This window comes from Halobacillus dabanensis, from assembly GCF_900114165.1.
GTDB lineage: Bacteria > Bacillota > Bacilli > Bacillales > Halobacillaceae > Halobacillus > Halobacillus dabanensis.
Map to the genome: position 1 here is coordinate 110,551 of NZ_FOSB01000009.1, position 15,360 is coordinate 125,910.

At 39.0% G+C, this 15,360-nt stretch carries 11 protein-coding genes and 1 pseudogene; 9 read left to right on the forward strand and 3 right to left on the reverse strand.

Going from position 1 to position 15,360, the window contains the following annotated elements; translation table 11 throughout:
- The first annotated feature begins 266 nt into the window (after positions 1-266).
- From trpE to BMZ58_RS15305, 8 genes and pseudogenes are all read left to right on the forward strand, one after another.
- Positions 267-1,778, forward strand: a complete 1,512-nt coding sequence (gene trpE, locus BMZ58_RS15270; protein ID WP_075037424.1) for an anthranilate synthase component I — start codon at positions 267-269, stop codon at positions 1,776-1,778.
- Positions 1,775-2,797 carry an anthranilate phosphoribosyltransferase gene (trpD, locus tag BMZ58_RS15275; RefSeq protein WP_075037425.1) on the forward strand — a complete coding sequence of 341 codons (1,023 nt, stop codon included), beginning with the start codon at positions 1,775-1,777 and terminating at the stop codon, positions 2,795-2,797. Before trpE ends, trpD begins: the two co-directional genes overlap by 4 nt.
- Entirely contained in the window at positions 2,790-3,554 is a 765-nt protein-coding gene (gene trpC / locus BMZ58_RS15280; protein ID WP_075037426.1) for an indole-3-glycerol phosphate synthase TrpC, read from the forward strand. Before trpD ends, trpC begins: the two co-directional genes overlap by 8 nt.
- On the forward strand, positions 3,551-4,207 hold the full coding sequence (locus BMZ58_RS15285; protein ID WP_075037427.1) for a phosphoribosylanthranilate isomerase: 657 nt from the start codon (positions 3,551-3,553) through the stop codon (positions 4,205-4,207). Before trpC ends, BMZ58_RS15285 begins: the two co-directional genes overlap by 4 nt.
- A pseudogene (gene trpB / locus BMZ58_RS15290) lies at positions 4,188-5,381 on the forward strand (tryptophan synthase subunit beta). Before BMZ58_RS15285 ends, trpB begins: the two are co-directional and overlap by 20 nt.
- Position 5,382: 1 nt before the next feature.
- Positions 5,383-6,183 carry a tryptophan synthase subunit alpha gene (gene trpA / locus BMZ58_RS15295; RefSeq protein WP_075037428.1) on the forward strand — a complete coding sequence of 267 codons (801 nt, stop codon included), beginning with the start codon at positions 5,383-5,385 and terminating at the stop codon, positions 6,181-6,183.
- A gap of 31 nt (positions 6,184-6,214) precedes the next feature.
- Positions 6,215-6,796: an anthranilate synthase component II gene (locus BMZ58_RS15300; RefSeq protein ID WP_075037429.1), complete on the forward strand. Its 582-nt coding sequence runs from the start codon at positions 6,215-6,217 to the stop codon at positions 6,794-6,796.
- Between the two features lie 566 nt (positions 6,797-7,362).
- The gene (locus tag BMZ58_RS15305; protein WP_075037430.1) at positions 7,363-8,778 is read left to right on the forward strand and encodes a sodium:solute symporter family protein; all 1,416 of its coding nucleotides are present in this window, start codon (positions 7,363-7,365) and stop codon (positions 8,776-8,778) included.
- Between the two features lie 81 nt (positions 8,779-8,859).
- On the opposite strand, the gene BMZ58_RS21475 is transcribed toward BMZ58_RS15305, so the two are convergent.
- The 3 genes from BMZ58_RS21475 to BMZ58_RS15320 all read right to left on the reverse strand — a co-directional run bounded on the left by BMZ58_RS21475 (position 8,860) and on the right by BMZ58_RS15320 (position 14,710).
- Positions 8,860-10,884, reverse strand: a complete 2,025-nt coding sequence (locus tag BMZ58_RS21475) for a methyl-accepting chemotaxis protein (RefSeq protein ID WP_244151607.1) — start codon at positions 10,882-10,884, stop codon at positions 8,860-8,862.
- Between the two features lie 334 nt (positions 10,885-11,218).
- Positions 11,219-13,807 (reverse strand): TrlF family AAA-like ATPase, encoded by a 2,589-nt coding sequence (locus BMZ58_RS15315; RefSeq protein ID WP_075037431.1) that lies wholly within the window; start codon positions 13,805-13,807, stop codon positions 11,219-11,221.
- A 225-nt stretch (positions 13,808-14,032) separates the two neighbouring features.
- Positions 14,033-14,710: a hypothetical protein gene (locus tag BMZ58_RS15320; RefSeq protein WP_075037432.1), complete on the reverse strand. Its 678-nt coding sequence runs from the start codon at positions 14,708-14,710 to the stop codon at positions 14,033-14,035.
- Between the two features lie 205 nt (positions 14,711-14,915).
- Between BMZ58_RS15320 and BMZ58_RS15325 the strand changes: the two genes are divergently transcribed.
- A complete protein-coding gene (locus BMZ58_RS15325; RefSeq protein ID WP_075037433.1) occupies positions 14,916-15,266 on the forward strand; it encodes a hypothetical protein in 351 nt (116 codons plus the stop codon).
- The last annotated feature ends 94 nt before the right edge of the window (positions 15,267-15,360 follow it).

Consider the following 15,360-nt stretch of genomic DNA (forward strand, 5'->3'; position numbering starts at 1 on the left):
TGAATTTTATAGACTATTGGAAAGATATTTTAAAGAATGCATTTGAACAATCATTGTTATTCATTAAAACACATAACATTATAAGCAAGTTGAGTAGAGAATGAGTTGAGTTGAGGAATAGATGAGATGAGCTGAGCTGAGTGAGTTAGGAATCTTCGGACGTAAGGAGCTGATGGATTGCCTGACCAAATTCCCCCTTATCTATCCACTCGTTTTCATCCCTCAACGTCTCATTCTTCATAAAATTTTATGGAGAGGTGAGCCTAATGACCACTTTTGAAGCATTTCAAAAGGATGCTGTAGAGCATCAAACAATCCCTGTCATCCAATCATTTTATACGGATACGTTAACACCGATTCACATGTTTCATGCACTAAGTGATGAAGCTGTATACATGTTGGAAAGTCAAGATCCTGAATCTCCCTGGTCTAACTTTTCCTTCATCGGCTTAGATCCTATGATTCAGATCAAAGAAGAAAATCAACAATTTCTAATAGAAGATTTTCAAAAAGGCCATGTACAGCATGTATCAGATTTTAAGACTGCTTATGAAAAAGTAGTAGAAGAACTTAAAGTGAAACAGGCACCCATTGATCTTCCTTTCAAAGGGGGCGGTGTCGGCTACATCAGCTATGATGCGATTTCCGATTATGAGCCCGTGGAGAGAGCTGGTAATGATGCGCTGAACTTATCCAATTACCATTTGCTGTTTTGTCAGACATTAGTCGCTTATCACCACAAAACAAAAGAAACGACGATCCTTTCTTTCGGAAGGCCCGAAAAAGAACGACCATTAGAAGAGGTATATAACGAAGCATGCGGGCGAATCAGTGATATTACGCGCCAGTTAATGAACGCCAAAAGCTTATCAGACCTCATGCTGACAGAAGGTTATTCAGAACAAGAAGAGAACTTCCAATTAGATAGTAATTATAAACCAGACAAATTCCGCTCAGATGTAGAAAGAATAAAAGAATATATTCACGCCGGGGACATTTTTCAAGCAGTTCTATCTCAACGCTTTCATACAGTAACAGACCGAAGCGGTTTTGAGTTATACCGAGTATTGCGAAGAGTGAATCCATCTCCGTATATGTTTTATTTGCAAATGGGAGAAGTCGAAGTGATTGGCAGTTCACCTGAACGTTTGTTAGAAGTTCAAAATGGAAAGCTTGAAATCCATCCCATAGCTGGAACAAGAAAGAGAGGAAAGACAAAAGAAGAGGATGACCGGCTTGCAGAAGAGCTATTAGCTGATGAAAAGGAACTTGCGGAACACCGTATGCTTGTCGATTTAGCTAGAAACGATATCGGCCGTGTTGCTGAGTACGGCACTGTGGAAGTAAGTGAATATATGACAATCGGCCGTTTTTCGAAAGTCATGCATATTATCAGTAAAGTGATCGGTCAATTGAAAGAAGAAGTGTCACCGATTGATGCCCTCATTTCATCTTTTCCGGCTGGTACATTATCAGGTGCACCGAAAGTACGAGCGATGCAAATTTTACGAGAACTAGAGCCAACCCCCAGGAACCTTTACGGCGGTGGAATCCTTTATCTAGGGTTTGATGGGAACATTGATTCTTGTATTACGATCCGCACGATGACACTTGTCGGAAATGATCTTTATATACAAGCTGGAGCAGGAGTTGTCGCAGATTCCGATCCGCACGCAGAGTATCAAGAGACATTAAACAAAGCGAGTGCTTTGAAGAGGACGATTCAATTAGCTGAGAGAATTTTTGAGAAGAGTGGAGAAGGAGTGGAGACGAGATGAAAGAGACATTGAATAAAGTGGTAGCCGGAGAGAAGATGACAGAACAGGAAGCTTTCGATACGATGGACCAGATTATGAAAGGCGGAGCAACTACTGGTCAATTGATGAGCATGTTGAGTGTCATGCGTTATCGTGGTGAAACTGTGGAAGAAATGACAGGGTTTGTTCGGGCTATGCGTGATAACATGACAAAGATGGACCTTGAAGATCCAACAATCGTTGATACATGTGGTACAGGAGGAGATGGTGCGAGTACGTTCAATATCTCTACAGCTGTATCTATTGTCCTTGCTAGTATGGATGTGAAGGTCGCTAAACATGGAAATCGAAAAGTTTCTTCTAAAAGTGGCAGTGCGGACGTTTTGGAAGCATTAGGGATTCCAATTGATACGACGCCGGAACAAGGAGCGAAGGCACTCGTTGAAAAAGGAATGACCTTCATGTTTGCTCCTCTATACCATCAGGCAATGAAGCACGCGGGTCCTGCCAGGCAAGAACTCGGCTTCCGCACTGTTTTCAATTTGCTTGGACCGATGTCCAATCCTGCCAATGCTAAAAGACAACTGATTGGAATCTATGACACTAGTTACGCAGAAAAAATGGCTGAGACTTTAAGAGAACTTGGATCCACTGATGTCTTATTAGTAACAGGGAGAGATGGGCTCGATGAGATAACGGTGACAGGCAAAACGGATGTTGTCGAGTTGAAAGACGGTAAGATTACTAGATTTACCATTTCCCCAGAAGATTTTGGTTTGCCTGTTGGGAATCTGGAAGATATTCGGATAACGAAGACAGAACAAAGTGCGGAGATCATTCGCGATGTCTTTTATGGAAGAGCAAATGAAAGTGCTGCAACAATCGTAACAATGAATGCAGCTGCCGGATTATATGTCGCTGGCAAAGCAACTGATCTAGGTGAAGGTGTCGAACTAGTTCAAAAATCGATTCAAGAAGGAGTTGTGCAAAAATATTTTGAATCGATTGTAGCGGAAAAGGAGAATCGCCAATATGCTTGAAACCATTTTAGCTGTAAAAAAACAAGAGATTGATACATTATTTTTACCAGAAGAGCAGACTTTCCCTCATTATTCACTTTATGACTCTTTGAAATCTAGTAATCATAAAGCAGGGCTTATCGCCGAGGTGAAGAAAGCTTCCCCATCTAAAGGGATCATACGTGGTGACTTCAACCCTGTAAAAATTGCTCGTGATTATACACAGGCAGGCGCACATGCTCTCTCTGTTTTGACGGATCAACATTTCTTTCAGGGGCATAGGGATTATTTAACAATGATTAAGAAGGTGGTTGATGTCCCTGTATTGAGAAAAGATTTCATCATCGATTCTCTTCAAGTAGCGGAAAGTGCCTATATAGGGGCTGACGCTATCCTTTTAATCGGGGAAGCTTTAGAAGCCACGAAGTTGCATGAATTATATAACCAGGCTCATGAACTCGGTATGGAAGTACTGGTTGAGGTTCATAGTGAAGAGACTTTGGAAAAAGTATTGAACGAGTTCACACCTCAAATCTTAGGTATTAACAATTGGAATCTTCATACATTTGAAACAGATCTTTCCCAAACAGAGCGGATGGCGAAGTTTACCCCTGAAGAGTGCTTACTTGTCTCCGAAAGTGGTATTTCCTCCCACCAGGATTTGCTTCAGGTTGCTAAATACGGTGCAGAAGGTATCCTTGTCGGGGAATCTTTGATGCGTCAAGAAAATATCAAAGATGCGGTCCGTCAGTTGTTGGAAGGAGTGAATGTGTCATGAGAGAACCGATTGTAAAACTATGTGGGAATCGATCCCTTTCAGATTTGGCAAAGACAACATCGTCGGATGCCTCTCATCTCGGTTTTATATTTGTGGGGAGGACAAAACGTTATGTTCGCCCTGAACACGTTGGACGCTGGGTGAAAAAGGTCCGGCCGAGGCAAAAACTTGTCGGGGTATTTATCGAGCCGACGATCGAAGAGCTGGAAGAGGTTCTTCATTTTGTTCCGCTGGATGTCATCCAGCTTCATGGAAATGAAACAGTCTCGCAATTGTTAGGAATCAAGGAAGCCTTTGGTTTACCTGTTTGGAAAGTAATCCATCATCAGACAGATGGACTTCAACAGATGGAGATTTTTAGTGGAGTTGCAGATGGCTATATCGTGGACAGTAAGGTGGATGGTGTTTCGGGCGGGACAGGCATCAGTTTTGATTGGGAAGCAGTCCCGCTTTATCGAGATAAAGCTTATGAACAAGGCGTCCCGTGTTTAATTGCTGGTGGAATCAAACCGGATAACCTTGAAGCATTATTAGCTTATCAACCAGAAGGAATCGATCTATCTAGTGGGATTGAGGTTAGCGAGGAGAAAGATATCAGCAAAATTCAAGCAATCATGAAAGGGGTGGAACGAAATGTTGCAAGCATTTCCTGACCTAAAAGGACGTTTTGGGGACTTTGGTGGAAAATATGTACCGGAATCACTAATGGGTCCACTGCAAGAATTAGAACAGTCATTGGATGAAGCTATGGCGGATGCAACTTTCATAGAAGAATACCATCATGTGTTGAAGGAGTATGCAGGTCGTCCCACTTCTTTAACGTATGCAGATAAAATCTCTGAACACCTTGGTGGAGCTAAAGTATATTTGAAACGAGAAGACTTGAACCATACGGGAGCACACAAACTGAACAATGCTATTGGGCAGGCGCTTCCCGCAAAACGAATGGGAAAGAAAAGAATCATCGCTGAAACAGGTGCAGGCCAACATGGTGTAGCCTCAGCGACCGTTGCCGCTAAATTCGGTCTTCAATGTAAAGTTTTCATGGGGGAAGAAGATATTCGAAGACAAGAGCTGAATGTCTTCCGTATGAAACTGCTTGGTGCGGAAGTCGTTCCCGTATCTAGTGGGAATGGAACCTTGAAGGATGCAACTAATGAAGCAATCCGCTATTGGGTAGCCAATTGTGAAGATCATTTCTATTTAATTGGGTCGGTCGTAGGTCCTCATCCGTAACCGCGTATGGTCCGAGATTTCCAACGAGTTATCGGCGATGAATCGAGACGCCAATTCTTAGAAGTAGAAAAAGAGCTTCCTGATCACATTTATGCTTGTGTAGGCGGTGGGAGTAACGCCATGGGGATGTTTTACCCATTCCTTGAGGATAACAGTGAATTGATTGGTGTAGAGGCTGCTGGTAAAGGAATCGATACCCCAGAACATGCAGCAACACTTTCTAAAGGGACTCCAGGGGTCATTCATGGATCGATGACTTACTTGATGCAGGATGAAAACGGACAAATCACTGAGCCTTACTCTATTTCAGCTGGATTAGATTACCCAGGAATAGGACCTGAGCATGCCCATCTTTATCAGACGAAAAAAGTACGTTATGAAGCAATTACAGATAAAGAAGCGTTGAATGCTTTGAAGCTGCTAACTCAAACAGAAGGGATTATCCCCGCAATAGAGAGTGCGCATGCACTAGCGCAAGCTTTCAAGGAAGCGGAGAAGATGTCCAATGAGGAAACCATTCTGATCAACTTGTCTGGCCGAGGGGACAAAGATATGGCAACATTGATGGACCATTTTAAGGAGGAGGTTTAACATGCTGACAAAAACTTCATTCCAAGGAAAGCTGACAAAGACAGAAAACCTCTTCATCCCTTTTATAGTGGCAGGAGACCCGACGCCTGATTATACGGTAGAGTTTGCTTTACGCTTACAAGCAGAAGGAGCAGATATCCTTGAACTTGGCGTCCCTTATTCTGATCCATTGGCAGATGGACCAACGATTCAGAGAGCGGCAAAGCGAGCCTTGAATGCCGGTATGTCATTAAGAAAAGCAATCCAGCTGGTCCCTGAGCTTAGAAAGCAGGGGTTAGAAATTCCGGTTGTCATTTTTACGTACTATAATCCTGTCCTGCAAATCGGTCATGAAGACTTTTTTGACCTATTAGAAGATAACGGGGTTGAAGGGGTATTGATTCCTGATCTTCCTTTTGAAGAGAGTGAAGAAATTCGCAGTCTGGCAGAAAAAAAAGCGATAGAGTTTATTTCCCTTGTCGCTCCCAACTCCGATCAGCGAATCAAGCAGATCGCGGAGAATGCTAAAGGGTTTCTTTACTGTGTTTCTTCCCTGGGGGTGACGGGTGAACGTAAAGATATCTCCTCAGATGTTCAAACCTTTATTGAAAAAGTGAAGGAACATAGTAAGGTTCCTGTCGCTGTCGGTTTTGGGATATCAACGAATGATCATGTGAATCTTGTCCGCAATTACGCAGATGGGGTAATAATCGGTAGTAAGATTATCCGATTGATTGAAGACGAGCTTGAGAACATTGAAAATGAGGACCCTCATACTGCGCTTGAGAACTTCACTCAAAGCATAAGAGAACTCATTCAATAGAGAGGTTAAGAGCAGAGAGGAGTGGAGATGAGTGATTTATATGATCGACCACTATGATTCTTTCACATACAATCTTGTCCAATATTTGGGGGAACTAGGTGAAGAGGTTGTTGTAAGGAGAAATGATGAAGTTGAAATAGATGAAATCATTGAACTGGATCCTGACCTTATTTTCCTTTCACCAGGGCCATGTTCACCTGATGAGACAGGGATTACATTGAAGGTAATCGATCACTTTAAAGAGGCTAAGCCAATATTCGGTGTTTGTCTCGGACATCAGGCAATTGCACAAGTATTTGGTGGGAGTGTTGTTCGAGCAGAAAAACTGATGCATGGGAAGTCTTCGCGTATTTTCCATGACGGACAAGGAATTTATCACGGGCTGAACAACCCGATGAAGGCGATGCGGTACCATTCACTTATTGTTGAACTTAGCGATTTACCTGAATGCTTTGAAGTGACAGCTTCAACGGTGGACGGGGAAATCATGGGAATCCGGCACGTCGATTTTCCAATTGAAGGTGTCCAATTCCATCCCGAATCGATAGGTACAGATGATGGAAAGAGGTTGTTGAAAAACATAATTGAGAATCGTATCAGAGTACTCATATAAAGGTCGAGCTGATATCCATTATAATGGATATCAGCTTTTTGCTTTTTTCATCCAGCGCCTCCACCTTATAGGTATTGAGGTAACCCTCTCTGTGATAAATATCCCACGACAGTATTTAACTTAAGCTTGGCACGGGTGAGCGCGAGGAACTTGGGGTTTATTTCTAGTATGCTATTGATTTGATAGATAGGGGTGGATAGCCATAGGAAAGTAAAAAGTCTAGTTTAATAGAAAAAACTATCTACCCATCATAGGTGTAAAGAACTAATTTTACTACAAAATTCTGTCGGTAATAAATGATTTGACGGAATCTTCGTAAGAATAGCGCAATTCTCGGAAGTGTCGCCGTTATCGCTTTCAAAGAAGTATGTGAAAAAATGGTATTGGGAAAAAACGCATGAAATAGACCCTTTTCAACTTCTATTAAGCTATTTTCACAAATTAAAAATCTATGTTAGGTTAATTATTGTTGTGTTCGTCGGGCAAATATACATCGGCCGGTGTTTAATTAATATCGCTCATCTAGAACCAGCCAACAAAAAACATCAGGAGATGATTTAGTAGTTATGGAACTTCAACAAGATCCAACTCTGCTATGGTTTATAGCAATCTATGGTATTATCATGATCGGAATCGGCGTATTCATGTCGAAAAAAGTAGCTGGCAGCGAAGATTTCGTATTAGCTGGTAAAAGTCTTGGTCCTTTTGTATTGATGGGGACACTTCTCGCTACGTGGACAGGTAGTGGAAGTATATCAGGTGGGGAAACCTCGATGGCCTTCTCTTACGGTATTCTGCCGTCCTTGATGATGATGCTCCCAACGTTAGTCGGAATTATTATTCTTTATGTTGTCGCACCTAAAATACGTGAACAAGGAAAATTTACTGTCGCGGGTATTTTAGAAGCGAAATATGGGCGAACATCCCGTAACATTGCGAGTGTTATTATCATTTTAGCTTATGTGGGAATTGTATCTTATCAAATGAAAGGTTTTGGTTTCATCCTTAATTTGACGACAGGGATGACAGTACAAGCAGGAACGATGATTGGTGCAGCAATGATTATTTTCCTTGCGATGATTGGTGGACTCCGTTCTGTGTCGCAAACAGATGCCATCAGTGGTTTTTTGATGGTTGGAGGATTAATTATAACGGTTCCAACCATTATCATGGTAGCTGGAGGATGGAGCGAAATTGTCGCTAATGTCCCAGAATCGCATATGAGTGCCACTGGAGGATTGACGACAATTCAAATGATTGGATACTTGCTGCCTTCCTTGTTTCTTTTGCTTGGTGACCAAAACATGTATCAACGTCTAGCTTCTTCCAAAGGAAATAAATCAGCCAAACGAGCTCAAATGGGCTGGTTGATTGCAATGATAGTGATTTCACCTTCGATTTCTTTGATTGCCTTTGCTTCCCGTTCCTTGTTCCCTGATATTGATCCAGGGATGGCATTAATGGCAACTACTGTCGCGATGCCTATAGCAATTGGTGGAATTTTGCTAGCTGCGGCTGCGTCGTTCATCATTACGACAGGGAACTCTTACTTGCTTTCTGCAGCAACGAACTTGACTTATGATCTTTATGGAAAGTATGTAAATAAAGAAGCGTCCGATAAAAAGTTGCTTACAATGACGAGAATTTTCATTGTTGCACTCGGTATATTTGCATTCGTAATCATCACTTATTTCCCGACAGTGTTAAGCGTGCAAATGTATGCTTATACCGTCTATGGTGCTGGGCTTACACCAGCTATTCTAGCGGTGTTCTTCTGGAAGCGCGTAAATGCTATTGGTGGCGTTTCATCCATGATTGCTGGTGTTGTAGCAACATTGACATGGGAAGTTATCTTGCAAAAACCGTTTGAAGTGAACAGTGTAGTAGTGGCTGTTCCTGTCGCTGTGATTGTATTGATTGTAGCAACTTTGATGACGACCGAAAAAGGATCTGTATATCAAGCGGAAACCCAAACTTCATAAATCATAGAAAAGCCTCCCGAATCTTCTGGTTCGGGAGGCTTTCTTTCTCTTTGGCTAGGAAATAATAACTTATATTTATACTTATCCTTTGACTTTAAAGTGTTTGACCTGCTCATTTAATTGTTCGGATAACGAAGATAACTCATCTGCACTGTGAGAAACTTCTTCTACGGAGCTGTTGGATTGCTGTGCTGCTGCAGTGACTTGTTCCACACCTGCAGCGGATTCTTGGGACACGGATGCTACTTCTTCAATCGAAGCATTCATTTCATAACTATCTTCTGAAATCTTTTTAAGTTTTTCAGAGATTTCTTTACTCTTCGTCACCATATCAGTGACAGATTGTTCAATTTTATCAAAAGTCTCCCCAGTTATTTTCATTTGTTTAGTACCTTGGTCTACTTCCTGATACCCATGTTGTAATGTGTCCACCACAGTCGCCGATTCGGTTTGTATGCCTGATACGATTGCTGTAATATCATCTACAGAATTCGTCACTTGTTCAGCTAGTTTTCTAACTTCATCAGCTACTACTGCGAATCCTTTTCCATGCTCGCCAGCACGGGCAGCTTCAATGGCAGCATTTAAAGATAATAAGTTTGTTTGTTCTGCGATGTCCTGAATAACTTGGACTAGTTTAGAGATTTCTTGAGATTGCTTGTCCAACCCACGGACTTTTTCAACGGAATCTTTGACAATTTGATCTATGCTCTGCATTTGTTGAACAGAATGACGCATCATCTCACTGCCATCGTTTGTCATGGATAACACTTGGGTCGATGAATCTGATACTTCCTGGCCGTTTTGATGGGCTTCCCGGATTTCTGAAACAAAAGCATCCATCATTTCCGAAAGTCGTGATGAACTATTCGCCTGGGATTCTGATCCTGCGGAGAGTTCTTCCATCGTGGAAGCAATTTGTTCACTTCCTTCTCGAACTTCATTTGCAGATTGTTTCAAACCTGCACTTTGTTCAGAAACCTCTGAAGTGGCTACTTGTAATTGTTCAATAATCCTCTTAATGCTTTCCTTCATTTCATGAGTGGAAGCAGATAATTGGCCGATTTCGTCCTGTCGCTCTTGAAGAAGGTCTACAGTGAGGTCACCGTCTTCTACTTTCTTCATATCTTCTTGCAATTCAGCAATTGGTTTTCGAATGCGTCGTGCAATAAGGATGGATACAATAACAGAAAGAATGAGGATCACTAAAACTGTAATTGTGATTGGAAGAAGTACGGCAGCTCCTTTTTCTTCTAGTTCTGCTTTGTCGACGGTTCCGATGATAATCCAGCCGGTTGTTTCATTGATGGAGTAACCCAACGTTTTATCATCGCCCTCATACTCATATTCGATAACACCAGATGGGGAGGATTGTTCCATGATTTTCAAATAATAATCCTCCTCTGAAACATCCGTCCCGACGAGTTCAAGGTCTGGATGAGATAGGAAGGTACCATTATCATCAAAAATAGCAGCATACCCCGTATCCGCAATTTGAACTCCTTCAACCAGAGCGATGAGTGAATTCATATTAATGTCAATGGAGAAGACTCCTTGCACTTCATCACCGTCGACTACAGCTTTAGCCACACTCATGATCATTTCATTTGTATTTGTATCAAGGTATGGTTCTGTCCAAATGAGTTCTCCCTGATTATCTACTGCATCCTGGTACCATGGGCGTGTTCTTGGATCAAAATCATCAGGTAAATCTAACGAGGAATCTGTAATCGTATTCCCAGACTCTTCAATTCCCATATACGCATTCTTTATCATTTCATTGGAAGAACGAACATCATCCATACGACGAATGACTCGGTCTTGCTCAGTAGAATAATTAATGAAAGCCTGTTGTTCGGCATAATGGTTGACGATGTCTTCTTGGGTCTGGAAGAAAAGATCGAACGAATCACTCAATGTGTTCATCTGTTTCTCCACATTGTCTGTCAATTCATCTGTGGTAATCGAGACACCGAATGTATAACTGGCATATCCAATTATGATGCCTGCTACGACAATCAGTGTCAGGAAGGGGATTAAAATTTGCCTTTGCAAAGTGCGGTTGAAAAAAGATCCTTTTTTGTTTTGCTTTCTTTTTCTAAACATTTTGTACCTCCGATTGTTTATGTAAATTCTGGGTTGCTGAATAGCAACGTTCCTCTACACATTCATCGGCTTATAATAGGGGATTTTTAAGAGTCTTTGAAATTTTTTAAAAGGTAAGTGTTTCAAATAAAAAACTACCACCAATTTCACAGTAGTGAATTGGTGGTAGTTAAGTAGTGGAGCATAGCGGGCTCGAACTAAATCATCCGAAAACACTATACTATCAATATCTGCGGGGGCATTTGATATTTTTGACTACGCGTTTGACTACGTTTATGAAAAAATTAAGTAAATATTATGGATATGCTCTTATTTGAACCATTTTGATAAGGGACTATTCATTTTTCCACAAGTTATATATTTGGGTTCTTTTATTGAATGCTTCTTGCCCACCTTCCATAATATCGACAATTTTAGTTTGAATGTCTTTATTGTCAACACTCCCAGTTTCTGTACTTATTTGCTTTTCATCATAAGAAACAGCGATCACTTGCTCCGAGTCACCTAAAACCGGAATATTTGCATTATGTGTGGCAAAAATGAACTGAACCTCGGGTTTTCTTTCCTTTACCTTTCTAATTATTTCGTTATAAATCACTTGATTATCCAAATCATCCTCAGGTTGATCTATCATTATCAGATTATTATCTTTTTGAGATAAAATGAAAAGAACTAATGCTGAAGCTCTTTGTCCAATAGAGTGTTTGGCTATAGGTTTTCCATGATACTTTATTTCAATTTTGTTAGGAGTTCTAAGCTTTAATAGTTCATTATAGTTTTCTTTGATTATCTCTTTTACTTTTGATAATTGTGCTTCAGTAACTAAGTTAGAAGTTACTTTAGATTCTTCTAATAAGACATCGACTATAAGCGCTGCAAAATCAGAATGAGCTTCGCTTATAGATTGGTAAGTATTCTGATTTATTTTAGAACCTTTAAATGACTGTTTTAAATCATCCTGAAAAGATTTTTTATTACCTTTAAATTCGATACTCAACTCCAACGAGTTCTGATTTGTATTAATCTTTTCTATTTCATCTTTGTAAACTTGGAATTCTCTCAATAACAGTTGATTTCTATCGTCTAAAGTTGCTCGAATTTGAGATTCGATTACTCCTTTGTTTTCTTCTTGTTTAGTGACTTGATCAATTTCCTTTTTTAACTTATCCTCATTGACTTTCAGCTTCGCAAAGTCATCAGGATTTAGATTTGGTATATCAATTTCCCTTTTAATCTCAGCGAATTCTTCTTCAAGTGAACTTATAATTCCTCTGATCTCTTCTAAATACTCCTTAACTTGCTTGGAACTTGAATCAATTTTTCCTATAATATCTTGAAGTTCTTTTTTTACAGCAACTACCGAAGATACTTCTTTTGATAACTTAACAAATAGCTCTGGTACTTCTGAAGATTCTTGATCACTTAGTTCATTGAGGTCTCTAAGATTATTAGAGGTCAGTAAATTTTCCAACTCCACCTTAAATTTATCAACGAGTTCATAAACATTTTTTATGTTTCTTTCATCCTTCTGGAAATTAACTTGTTTAGAAAGCTTTTCAGATAATCCCTTTTCCTCAAATATTTTTATCTTATGCTTTACATCCCTTAAGTTTCCTCTAAGATCAGGAAGAGTTTCAACTTTATCTTTTAATTGAAACAATTCACTAATTTGTTTGCCCAATTGATCGTTTTTATTAATTAAATCCCCTTGAAAAGATTTTGTTTTCCTTCCAACTAATTTACTTAATAAATCTAGTTCAAAACCATTTTTCATATAAGATAAATCTTTCTGTCCAAAATATAATGGAGTTTGAAGAATAGAGTTAATTGTAACTCCAATCTCCTCACCGTCTTCATTAAGAATATGCGGGACTTCTCCTAAAATCCTTTTAATTTTATAGTTTTTTCCGTGATTATCCTGGAGTTCAATGATTACCTGCCCACCTGATTCAAGAAGATTCTTTACTACATCTGTTTTATACTCTTCATCAGCTGTTGACGGTAGCATATTTAAATTGTACCTAATAGCTTCAATTATGCTTGACTTACCACTACCTCGTATTCCGATTAAGCTATTTAACTCTGGTGATAAGTTGATTTTTTGGCTATGCATTTTCCCTCCAATCAACTCGACAGACTTTATGTATCCATGGTTATATTCTTTTTGAGATAGTGAAGTCCGATTTTGATGATCCTTTAATGCAAGTATGACTGAATCAAAGCTTCCATCCCCAATCTTTATATACGACTCTTTTCCTTTACCTATTTGCTCAATGGTTTTGCAATCTGAACCTTCAATGAAAGGTAGCTTGTACCCCATCCACTCTTCAAGCTGGTTCATCTTATCTCTAGTACGCCCTTTTTGAAATCCAAGTACTTTATCCTTAAACCAAGTTTGTTTACTGAGTGACTCTATTAGACCTCCATTACATTCTTTTAAAAAACCACTTTTTTGTTCAACGTGAGCCATTAAGATAAAGTAGTCCTTGTTATAAGAATCTAAAGTTTCAATTGTTCCAGCTAAATCTTTATTACAACGTGTATTTTCATTTTCTCTATTTTCAATACCCTTGAAGACTTCATCAAGAAATTGATTTATAGTTTCGCTTTTCCCATTAATCCAATCTTCGTCTTTAAAGACTATTAAGCAATGGATACCATTAGCACCTTCCTTAACCGATAGTTCCACTCCAGGTAATAGGGTAATGTTTTCTTTCCTTGCTTTTCTCTTCAAACCTCTGTATTCGCTTAAATCAAACTTATTATGATTTGTAATGACCCCTAATTTAATGTTTTCTCTTTTTAGTTTTTCTACGTAATCACTTACGAAACGATCCTCTTCTCCAGAATAAGAAAACTCCTTATCTGCTTTTGTGTGAAGATGAAAATCCGCTCTTATCCACTCGGTACCAGATTGAAACATAGTAATTCCCCCATTAGTTTATTTACATCAATGTAACTTAAAAGTAACTTTCTAACAATATACCGTTTCTATTGTACTATATCTATTGTACCTTTATAAAAACAAATTATCTCCGAACACATTCTTTGAAATGCAATAAATTAGGGTGCGTGAAAAAGCAATTTAAGCTTTTTCACGCACCCATTTTATGCTTATATCAAATTAAATTGGCGTATATTATAACCTTCAGGTTAAATAATAGTCTGTTTTAGGCCTTTCCATAAAAGAATGTATGTTAACTAGTACACCTTGTTCGTCATATTCTGGTGTTCCATAATAATTATCTACTATTTTAAACGCTTCGTTTTCTATTTTTTCTGTATCAATAAAATCCTCAAGAATTTTTGCTCTATCTAAATAGAATGTCTGATTTATTTGAGTATCTCCGAAAGTTACTGTGAAGTATTTTTCAATTACTTCATCTATTAACTGATTCATTGTCATCTCAATTAATTCACCTAGAGATTCACTGTTACTTTTATTTCGGAGATCCTCTTGTACATTTTTATACTTCTTTGAAACTCTCTTACTTGATAAAGATGAAATACTTTCCCAATGTTCAAATAATGGAACAGTATTTCTTATATACGCCTTATGAAGGTTTTTTTGTACTCTATTATTCTTAATCAATTTTTGAATATCACTTTTGAACCACTCGTTTTGATATTGATTAACCTTCTTACTTTTAATTTGTCCAGAATGTGTTTCATTATATTCTCTAAGCCAATTATTAAATGTTTGTCGACTAATTACATCATCTCGTTCATCGGTGGTTTTATCTGTATTATCTAATCCCTTAAAACCCACTTCTTCATTAAACATCGTAAGTATATCAAATATATCTACTTTATCCTGATTGCTCATCCAAATCATTCCCTTCCATTAGATCCCATATTTATTATAACACTTTATTTGTACAGAACGTTGTGAATGTGAAATACAACCAAATCAAGCAATAAATCTATTGAATATCATTATTTATCATTGTCGCTGTGGTAAAGTTCAATCAAGGAAGAAAAGAAAAAAGCAGTTCTTCCATAAAATTTGTACAGAGGAGATGAGTTTGCGTATGAAGAAGCTGAGAGAGTTTAACAAGTTTGATTGTGAAGCGTTTTTCAAGGATAAGGATGTAAGGGTGATGGCGCACGAGCCTTGGTTTGGTTATGACAATGGAGAAAGAACGGAACAGTTAGGAACAAAGTACAAGTGTGTGGTTGCAACAGACAGAACTGAATACAAAGGTAAAGACGTATCACCAGATTTAAATGCTGGAGAACAAATTGATGTAAAAGTATCACAACAGCCTAAGAAGTATAAGAAGTTTAGCAAGATCACTTTTGTAAATCCAACCGCTTCCGTTTATGGCACGTTCCAATCCGAATTAAGCGTACAAGCTGATGACGTTGACATTCAACCATAATTAATAGCTTAGGGGGCAATGAGCCCCCTTCATCTTATCAATTTACTCTTTAATAGCTGTGACCGCCGAAGCAGAGCGAAGGCGGAATAAAAGT

Coding starts and splice junctions, on each gene's coding strand:
- trpD (WP_075037425.1), top strand. CDS start 1,775: ATGAAAGAGACATTGAATAAAGTGGTAGCCGGAGAGAAGATGACAGAA.
- BMZ58_RS15315 (WP_075037431.1), bottom strand. CDS start 13,807: ATGTTTCAATCTGGTACCGAGTGGATAAGAGCGGATTTTCATCTTCAC.
- BMZ58_RS15305 (WP_075037430.1), top strand. CDS start 7,363: ATGGAACTTCAACAAGATCCAACTCTGCTATGGTTTATAGCAATCTAT.
- trpE (WP_075037424.1), top strand. CDS start 267: ATGACCACTTTTGAAGCATTTCAAAAGGATGCTGTAGAGCATCAAACA.
- BMZ58_RS21475 (WP_244151607.1), bottom strand. CDS start 10,884: ATGTTTAGAAAAAGAAAGCAAAACAAAAAAGGATCTTTTTTCAACCGC.
- trpC (WP_075037426.1), top strand. CDS start 2,790: ATGCTTGAAACCATTTTAGCTGTAAAAAAACAAGAGATTGATACATTA.
- trpA (WP_075037428.1), top strand. CDS start 5,383: ATGCTGACAAAAACTTCATTCCAAGGAAAGCTGACAAAGACAGAAAAC.
- BMZ58_RS15320 (WP_075037432.1), bottom strand. CDS start 14,710: ATGAGCAATCAGGATAAAGTAGATATATTTGATATACTTACGATGTTT.
- BMZ58_RS15285 (WP_075037427.1), top strand. CDS start 3,551: ATGAGAGAACCGATTGTAAAACTATGTGGGAATCGATCCCTTTCAGAT.
- BMZ58_RS15325 (WP_075037433.1), top strand. CDS start 14,916: ATGAAGAAGCTGAGAGAGTTTAACAAGTTTGATTGTGAAGCGTTTTTC.